The sequence below is a fragment of the Chloroflexota bacterium genome, assembly GCA_016219275.1.
GTDB lineage: Bacteria > Chloroflexota > Anaerolineae > UBA4142 > UBA4142 > JACRBM01.
Genome location: JACRBM010000019.1, coordinates 20,692 through 27,094, shown reverse-complemented (window position 1 = coordinate 27,094; position 6,403 = coordinate 20,692). Strand labels below are relative to the sequence as shown.

Below are 6,403 nucleotides of genomic sequence, written 5' to 3'. Positions count from 1 at the left end.
TCGGAATTCTACGACAGGTTGATCCATTTGGCAAGTGCGAAAAAGTCGGGGACGGTACCGCGCGCCTAGTTTTCGGAAACGCCAGGAAAAGTGATTCGATTTTTTAAGGTTCAAGCTATTGACACGATTTAGAACTTCTACCGCCCGCCGATTCCGCCGCAAGGTGTCTTGCGAAATGCAAGTACGTTTGCCAGCGCAAACCACACACGCCAAAATGCGCGACCGTGGCGGAATCGGCGGGCAGGTGTTTGCAGACGTTTAAGTTATCGTTACTTAACGGTTGGCGTCAGCGGTTTGGCGGGAGAACCAGCCAACGAAACGGAATAACTTTCTTGTATTGAAAGTCAATCTTGGTGAACCCCAACAGAATCAATACATTCAAGTTTTTGTTATTGACTTTACCCATTCTTCGGCATTCCTCATTTTAGGAAAGATAGGGTCAATTTCATCCCACCAGAAATGAGCGTGACGCATATTCGATACCGCAACTCTGAGATTTTCAATTTCTCCATGGCTGTAGGAAAGTAGAGCCAGAAACAATTTCGTGTCATGGAAAGCTCTTCCACTTTCCTTCAATTCAAGAATACACTTGAAAGCAGATTTCTGGTCATCAATATTTGGAAACAGGTTTTCTATAGCCTGTACAACTATGGGTGGTACTCCAGAAACCTCTTGAGTTGGTGTAGGGATAAATCGTTCACCTTTTGGTTCGTCTTTTTTGCTAAACAGATTCTTGAAGAAGTCCATTGAAATCTCGTTTCTGTTGTCCCAGCCTAACCTTCAGACCTAACTTTCGCACGAAAATCGCACGTTTCCAAAGCCCAGATCGAGTTGGAAGCTCCTGCATTTCGCCCGAAATTCGTGGGTTTCCAAAACGAGCCAGCAAGCGTATTTCACGCACGACGAAGGTATTCGAATGCTCAATGGTACCATCTCTCTAATCTGGACCATTGGCGAGAAAGATGGCAAGAATTTAGGTCGTCTGTTCGGATTTTTTTGGAAAACCGAGATTGTCGGGCGAAATTCAGGGAGTTTCAATTTGGGAATCCCTTGAATTTCGCACGAAAGTTAAGTCAGATAGAAACGCCCCGATTGTGATTGAGCGGAATGTCTGCAAACGTTAGAGCCGCACGACGGCGCGCGCGCTTCGACGTCCTGGTGGCACGCGCCTTCCCGCGCGCGCTGTTGGGCGGCGTATGTTTCGCGATGGGCGTCCACTCTATCGGCTATCTGAATACCCACCTTTGCCATCCCAGGACATTCAAACGGAAATCGCCCATCGCGAAACACACGTACAACGCAACAAAGCATCTACATATAGATGCTTGCATACACGTCTATATGCTTTTCTTGGTATCTACATTTAGATACCCGACGATTCGTTTTTCCAGTTCTAGTTTCACTACTTGATCGTACCGTAATTCCCACACTTTCTTTTGCGCGTTCCATTGCCCGCCCGCTTGTTTTACGCGCCGCGCAATTTCCGGCTCGCCCCAGTTTACTTTGATTTCGGCAAGCGGATTGCCCTTGGTCCGTTTCGGTCGGGGACACCAATCCATTTCCTCGACGATCAACTCGACTGTCTTATACCGTTTTTTCTTTTGCGCGTCGTACCGATACCGCACACAGACCAAGCAATCGCCGTACTCAGCCAGCAATCGCTTGGTCCCCTTTTGTCCTGATTTGAGTGTCAACCGTGTTTGCATTAGTGAATGCTACATCTGGGTCTGGTTCTCAATCTGTTCTGTTGCCAACCGTCGTCGCCGATGATCGCTGAATTTTTCGCCGTCTGCTCTTTCAGTGCGGAATCCGTTGATCTTCCACGGCTTGCACAGTTTGCATCCGGCGCGCGTATTGCGCGGACGTTTGCGTTTGTGGTTCATTTTTAATTTTCCTTCTGCCGCAACTGCCCACACCCCGCCGCGATCTCGATGCCTTTTTCAACGCGCAACGTCGTTTCGATCCCCGCGTCGTGCAAGATGTTCTCGAACTGCTTGACGCGCATGTACGGCGTGCGTCCGTACGGCGACCCGCTCGTCGGGTTTAGTGGAATCAGGTTGACGTGACACAACAAGCCCGCGAGCATCTGCGCGAGCGCGCGGGCTTGCTCCGGTTTGTCGTTGACGCCGTCCATCAACGCGTACTCGAACGTCACGCGTCGTTTGGTTTTGGCGATGTAACCGCGCACCGCGGGCATCAGTTTACTCAACGGATATTTGCGATTGAGTGGCACGAGTGTGTCGCGCAGTTTGTCATTCGGCGCGTGGAGCGACACGGCGAGATTCACCTGGAGTTTTTCGCGCGCCATCCGTTCGATCCCGGTAACCTCGCCCGAGGTCGAGACGGTGATGCGCCGAGCGCCCATTGCGAAGCGCTCTGGGTCGGCGAGCGTTTCGATGGCTTGCCACGTCACCGCGAATTTCATAAACGGTTCGCCCATGCCCATGATGACAATGTTCGTCAGCGGCGTCTCGCGCGCATAGTGCAACACCTGGGCGACGATTTCGCCGGACGTGAGATTGCGAATGTACCCGGCTTGCCCCGTCGCGCAGAACGGACATCCAATCGGACAACCAACCTGGGTCGAGATGCAAACCGTGCGTCGTTTATAGACGCGCGGCTCGGCGAGTTGCGGACTATCCGGCGCGTCAGGGTAGAGCATCAGCACCGTCTCGACCGTGTTGCCATCGTCGAGTTGCAACAACGCTTTGCGCGTGAGTTCGTCGCGCGATTGTGTTTCGGTAATCGTGCGCGGCACACCGATGCGCGCCGATTCGCGCAACCGCGCGCGCAGCTCGCGCGAGAGATTCGTCATCGCGTCGAAATCGGTGACGCGATCCTGATACAACCACCGCTCGATTTGCGCCGCGCGAAAAGCCGGTTCGTTCCACGATGCGAGCAAATCGCGTAATTCTCTTTTGTTAAGGTTCAGGAGGTCAAGAGTGTCAATCATCGCGGCGATTCAAGTTAAGCGCGATGAAAACATAGTAGAGCACACTGGACAACGCTTGCGCGGCGGCGGCGACGTACGTCAACGCGGCGGCGCTCAACACCGATTGCGCGGCTTCCACTTCGCCTTGACCGACGAGCGCGCTCGAACGCAACATCGCGAGCGCGCGGTTGCTCGCGTTGAATTCGACCGGCAGTGTCGCAACCGCAAAGATGAGACTCGCGGAAAAGAAGACGATGCCAAGCCACACCAAGCCGGAAAAGTTGATGACAACGCCGATGATGAACAAGATGTAGCCGACCCAGGGTCCGATGTTGGCGGGCGCAACGAGCCACGCGCGCAAGCGCATCGGCGCATACCCTTGCGAATCCTGGACCGCGTGCCCGACTTCGTGCGCGACGATGCCGAGCGCGGCGACCGACGGCGTGCGTGCGACGCCATCGGAAAGATAGAGTGTCTTGTCGCGCGGGTCGTAGTGATCGGTCAAATTTCCCGGCGTGCCGGCAACGTTCAAGTTCAGCCCGTTTTGACGCAAAAGATACTCGGCGACTTGCAAGCCGGTCAGGTTGCGCGCGTTGCGAATTTTCGTGTATTTATCGTACGCGGAGCTGACGCGCCACTGCGCGAACATCGCCAGCAATAACGCCGGTGCGGCGAAAAGCAGGTAAAGCGGATCAAAGTAGAACATGGGACTTGCCTCAAGAAAATCTAATTGATTGGGAGCGCGCAAAACCACACTGACTACCAAAATACAGCGGTTAAAAGTATACTAAACCTGTTAGTGAAAGTCAATAGTCGCGCACTTTGACATCACGGTTTTTCAAAAGTCATTTGCAGACCCATCCCCCTGCCCCCTTCCCTTATAGGGAAGGGGGTTGGGGGTTAGGTTGGCAAGTGAGTCAAGCGACTTTTGAAAAGCCGTGCTTTGACATTGCGCGATGGCGATGGTAAGATGCCGGCAAACTGTTCATGGAGGATTCAACGTGAGAGAAATGCTGACCGAGTTGCTGACTCCAGCAACGACAAAAATCGCGCTGATTATTCTAGATGGGCTGGGTGGGCTGCCATTGGAACCAGGTGGCAAGACTGAACTCGAAACCGCGCGGACGCCGAACCTGGACGCGCTCGCCGCGCAATCGGCGTTGGGGCTTGCCGATCCGGTTGCGCCGGGCATTACGCCGGGCAGTGGTCCCGGACATCTCGGTGCGTTTGGCTACGATCCGCTCGAGTACGAAATCGGACGCGGGGTGTTGGAAGGATTGGGAATTGATTTCGATTTGGGACCGAACGATGTCGCGGCGCGCGGAAATTTTGCGTCGGTGGACGAAAAGGGGAATCTGACCGACCGACGTGCCGGGCGCATCGCCACCGATGTGAATGTCGAGTTGGTGAAATTGCTTCGCACGATCAAACTGCCGGGCGTCAAGGTGTTCGTCGAAACGGTCAAGGAACATCGCTTTGTGTTGGTCATCCGCGGCGCAGGGTTGGGCGATGCGCTCACTGAAACCGATCCGCAACGACTTGGCGTGCCGGCATTGCCCGTGCGCGGCGCGGATGTCAAATCGCGCAAGACCGCGAAATTGGTGAATCAGTTTGTCAAGCAAGCCGCGAAACTGCTCGCGGACAAACATCCCGCGAATATGATTCTCTTGCGCGGCTTTGCGAAACGACCGGCGATTCCATCGTACGAAGAACGCTTTGGTTTGAAAGCAGCTTCGATTGCGGTCTATCCGATGTATCGCGGCTTGGCGAAATTGTTGGGCATGCACGCGCTCAAGGTCGAAGGCGAAACCATCGCGGACGAATTTACGACGCTCGAAAAAAATTGGAACGACTTTGATTTCTTTTATCTGCACGTCAAGAAAACGGATTCCGCCGGCGAGGACGGCGATTTCGCGCGCAAGGCGCACGTCATCGAAGATTTCGATTCGCAATTGCCGCGCTTGCTCGCGCTAAAGCCCGATGTCGTGATTATCACCGGCGATCACTCGACACCCGCGTTGCTCAAATCACATTCGTGGCATCCCGTGCCGGTGTTGTTGTACTCGAACTTCGTGCGCGCGGATAACATCGCCGAGTTTGGCGAACGCGCATGTGCGCGCGGCGGGCTGGGTCGCTTCCCGTCGAAAGACATTCTGCCCATCGCGCTCGCGAACGCGCAACGGCTCACGAAATTTGGCGCGTAGTTCACCTATTTCCCTTTTTTCCTTTATTTCCACCAAGGAGGAAATGGAGGAAATGAGGGAAATGAGGGAAATGAAGGAAAGTTGAAATGCGAATCGAACGAATCGAACTACGACAATTCAAGATGCAACTCGTCGCGCCGTTTGAGACATCGTTCGGCGTCGAGACGACCGAAGATCACGTCATTGTGCGTGTAGACGCGGAGGGTGTGACGGGGTGGGGCGAGTCGCCGGTCAACTCGGGACCGTCGTACTCGTACGAAACGAATCAAACCGTGTGGCTCATTCTGCGCGACTTTATCGTACCAAGTATCCTGGGTCAGAATGTTGCCAGCCCCGAGGACGCGGCGAAATACTGGGAACGCGTGCGCGGGCATCGCATGGCAAAAGCTGGGTTGGAGTTTGCACTGTGGGATGCGTTCGCCAGGTCGCGCGGCGTATCGCTCTCGAAAATGCTGGGTGGTACGCACGACAAGATCGCGGTCGGTGTGAGTATTGGCTTGCAGTCCTCGCCCGGCGAATTGGTCAAGCGCGCAAGTGGTTACCTAAGAGAGGGCTACAAGCGTATCAAGATCAAAATCGCACCAGGTCGCGATATCGAACTCGTGAAGGCGATGCGGAAAGAATATCCAAATATTCTTTTGCAGGTGGACGCGAATTCGGCGTACTCGATTAGCGACGCGCCATTGTTTCAAGAAATGGACGCGTACAATTTGTTGCTCATCGAGCAACCGCTGGGTTACGAAGATATTTACGATCATTCCAAGTTACAGCGACTCGTCAAGACGCCGATTTGTCTTGATGAAAGCATTCACTCGTTTGGCGATGCGAATACGGCGCTCGGACTCGCAAGTTGTCGCATCATCAACATCAAGCCCGCGCGCGTTGGCGGATTCGCAGAATCGAAACGGATTCACGATTTGTGCGCCGCGCACAACGCGCCGGTGTGGCATGGAGGTATGCTTGAAAGTGGCATCGGTCGCGCGGGAAATGTTGCGCTCGCGTCGCTGCCGAACTTCACCTTGCCGGGCGATATTTCCGCGAGCAAGCGATATTTTGCCGAGGACATTGTCGAACCAGCATTCGAGGTGGACGCGGAGGGCATGATGCGCGTCCCGATCGACCCAGGAATCGGCGTGCGAGTTCTTGAGGACCGGCTGGAACGTGTGACGGTACGACGTGAAGAGTTTGTGGCGTAAAGCAAACCCGAAGGATTGTCGCAATTGCGATCCTTCGGGTTTTTTCTTGCGCGCGTGTTGCGTGTAGGCAA

Annotated in this window: 7 protein-coding genes; 2 read left to right on the top strand and 5 right to left on the bottom strand. The window is 54.3% G+C overall.

From position 1 onward, the window contains the following. Positions 1 to 378: 378 nt before the first annotated feature. The 5 genes from HY868_03510 to HY868_03490 all read right to left on the bottom strand — a co-directional run bounded on the left by HY868_03510 (position 379) and on the right by HY868_03490 (position 3,638). Positions 379 to 747: a hypothetical protein gene (locus HY868_03510; protein ID MBI5301179.1), complete on the bottom strand. Its 369-nt coding sequence runs from the start codon at positions 745 to 747 to the stop codon at positions 379 to 381. A gap of 590 nt (positions 748 to 1,337) precedes the next feature. Then, complete coding sequence (locus tag HY868_03505; GenBank protein MBI5301178.1) at positions 1,338 to 1,706, bottom strand: hypothetical protein; 369 nt, start codon at positions 1,704 to 1,706, stop codon at positions 1,338 to 1,340. A 9-nt stretch (positions 1,707 to 1,715) separates the two neighbouring features. Beyond that, positions 1,716 to 1,883 (bottom strand): hypothetical protein, encoded by a 168-nt coding sequence (locus HY868_03500; protein MBI5301177.1) that lies wholly within the window; start codon positions 1,881 to 1,883, stop codon positions 1,716 to 1,718. A 2-nt stretch (positions 1,884 to 1,885) separates the two neighbouring features. Beyond that, a complete protein-coding gene (rlmN, locus tag HY868_03495; GenBank protein MBI5301176.1) occupies positions 1,886 to 2,953 on the bottom strand; it encodes a 23S rRNA (adenine(2503)-C(2))-methyltransferase RlmN in 1,068 nt (355 codons plus the stop codon). Then, the gene (locus HY868_03490; GenBank protein MBI5301175.1) at positions 2,946 to 3,638 is read right to left on the bottom strand and encodes a zinc metallopeptidase; all 693 of its coding nucleotides are present in this window, start codon (positions 3,636 to 3,638) and stop codon (positions 2,946 to 2,948) included. Before HY868_03490 ends, rlmN begins: the two co-directional genes overlap by 8 nt. 304 nt (positions 3,639 to 3,942) lie before the next feature. Here HY868_03490 and HY868_03485 point away from each other — a divergent pair, with 304 nt between their 5' ends. Continuing rightward, positions 3,943 to 5,136 carry a 2,3-bisphosphoglycerate-independent phosphoglycerate mutase gene (locus HY868_03485; GenBank protein ID MBI5301174.1) on the top strand — a complete coding sequence of 398 codons (1,194 nt, stop codon included), beginning with the start codon at positions 3,943 to 3,945 and terminating at the stop codon, positions 5,134 to 5,136. 86 nt (positions 5,137 to 5,222) lie between these two features. Further along, positions 5,223 to 6,332, top strand: coding sequence for an o-succinylbenzoate synthase (gene menC, locus HY868_03480; protein MBI5301173.1), 1,110 nt, complete (start codon positions 5,223 to 5,225; stop codon positions 6,330 to 6,332). Positions 6,333 to 6,403: the final 71 nt, after the last annotated feature.

What these genes read in the sequence shown, in the direction of transcription:
- HY868_03485 (MBI5301174.1), top strand. Translation starts at nt 3,943, where the DNA reads ATGCTGACCGAGTTGCTGACTCCAGCAACGACAAAAATCGCGCTGATT.
- menC (MBI5301173.1), top strand. Translation starts at nt 5,223, where the DNA reads ATGCGAATCGAACGAATCGAACTACGACAATTCAAGATGCAACTCGTC.
- HY868_03510 (MBI5301179.1), bottom strand. Translation starts at nt 747, where the DNA reads ATGGACTTCTTCAAGAATCTGTTTAGCAAAAAAGACGAACCAAAAGGT.
- rlmN (MBI5301176.1), bottom strand. Translation starts at nt 2,953, where the DNA reads ATGATTGACACTCTTGACCTCCTGAACCTTAACAAAAGAGAATTACGC.
- HY868_03505 (MBI5301178.1), bottom strand. Translation starts at nt 1,706, where the DNA reads ATGCAAACACGGTTGACACTCAAATCAGGACAAAAGGGGACCAAGCGA.
- HY868_03490 (MBI5301175.1), bottom strand. Translation starts at nt 3,638, where the DNA reads ATGTTCTACTTTGATCCGCTTTACCTGCTTTTCGCCGCACCGGCGTTA.
- HY868_03500 (MBI5301177.1), bottom strand. Translation starts at nt 1,883, where the DNA reads ATGAACCACAAACGCAAACGTCCGCGCAATACGCGCGCCGGATGCAAA.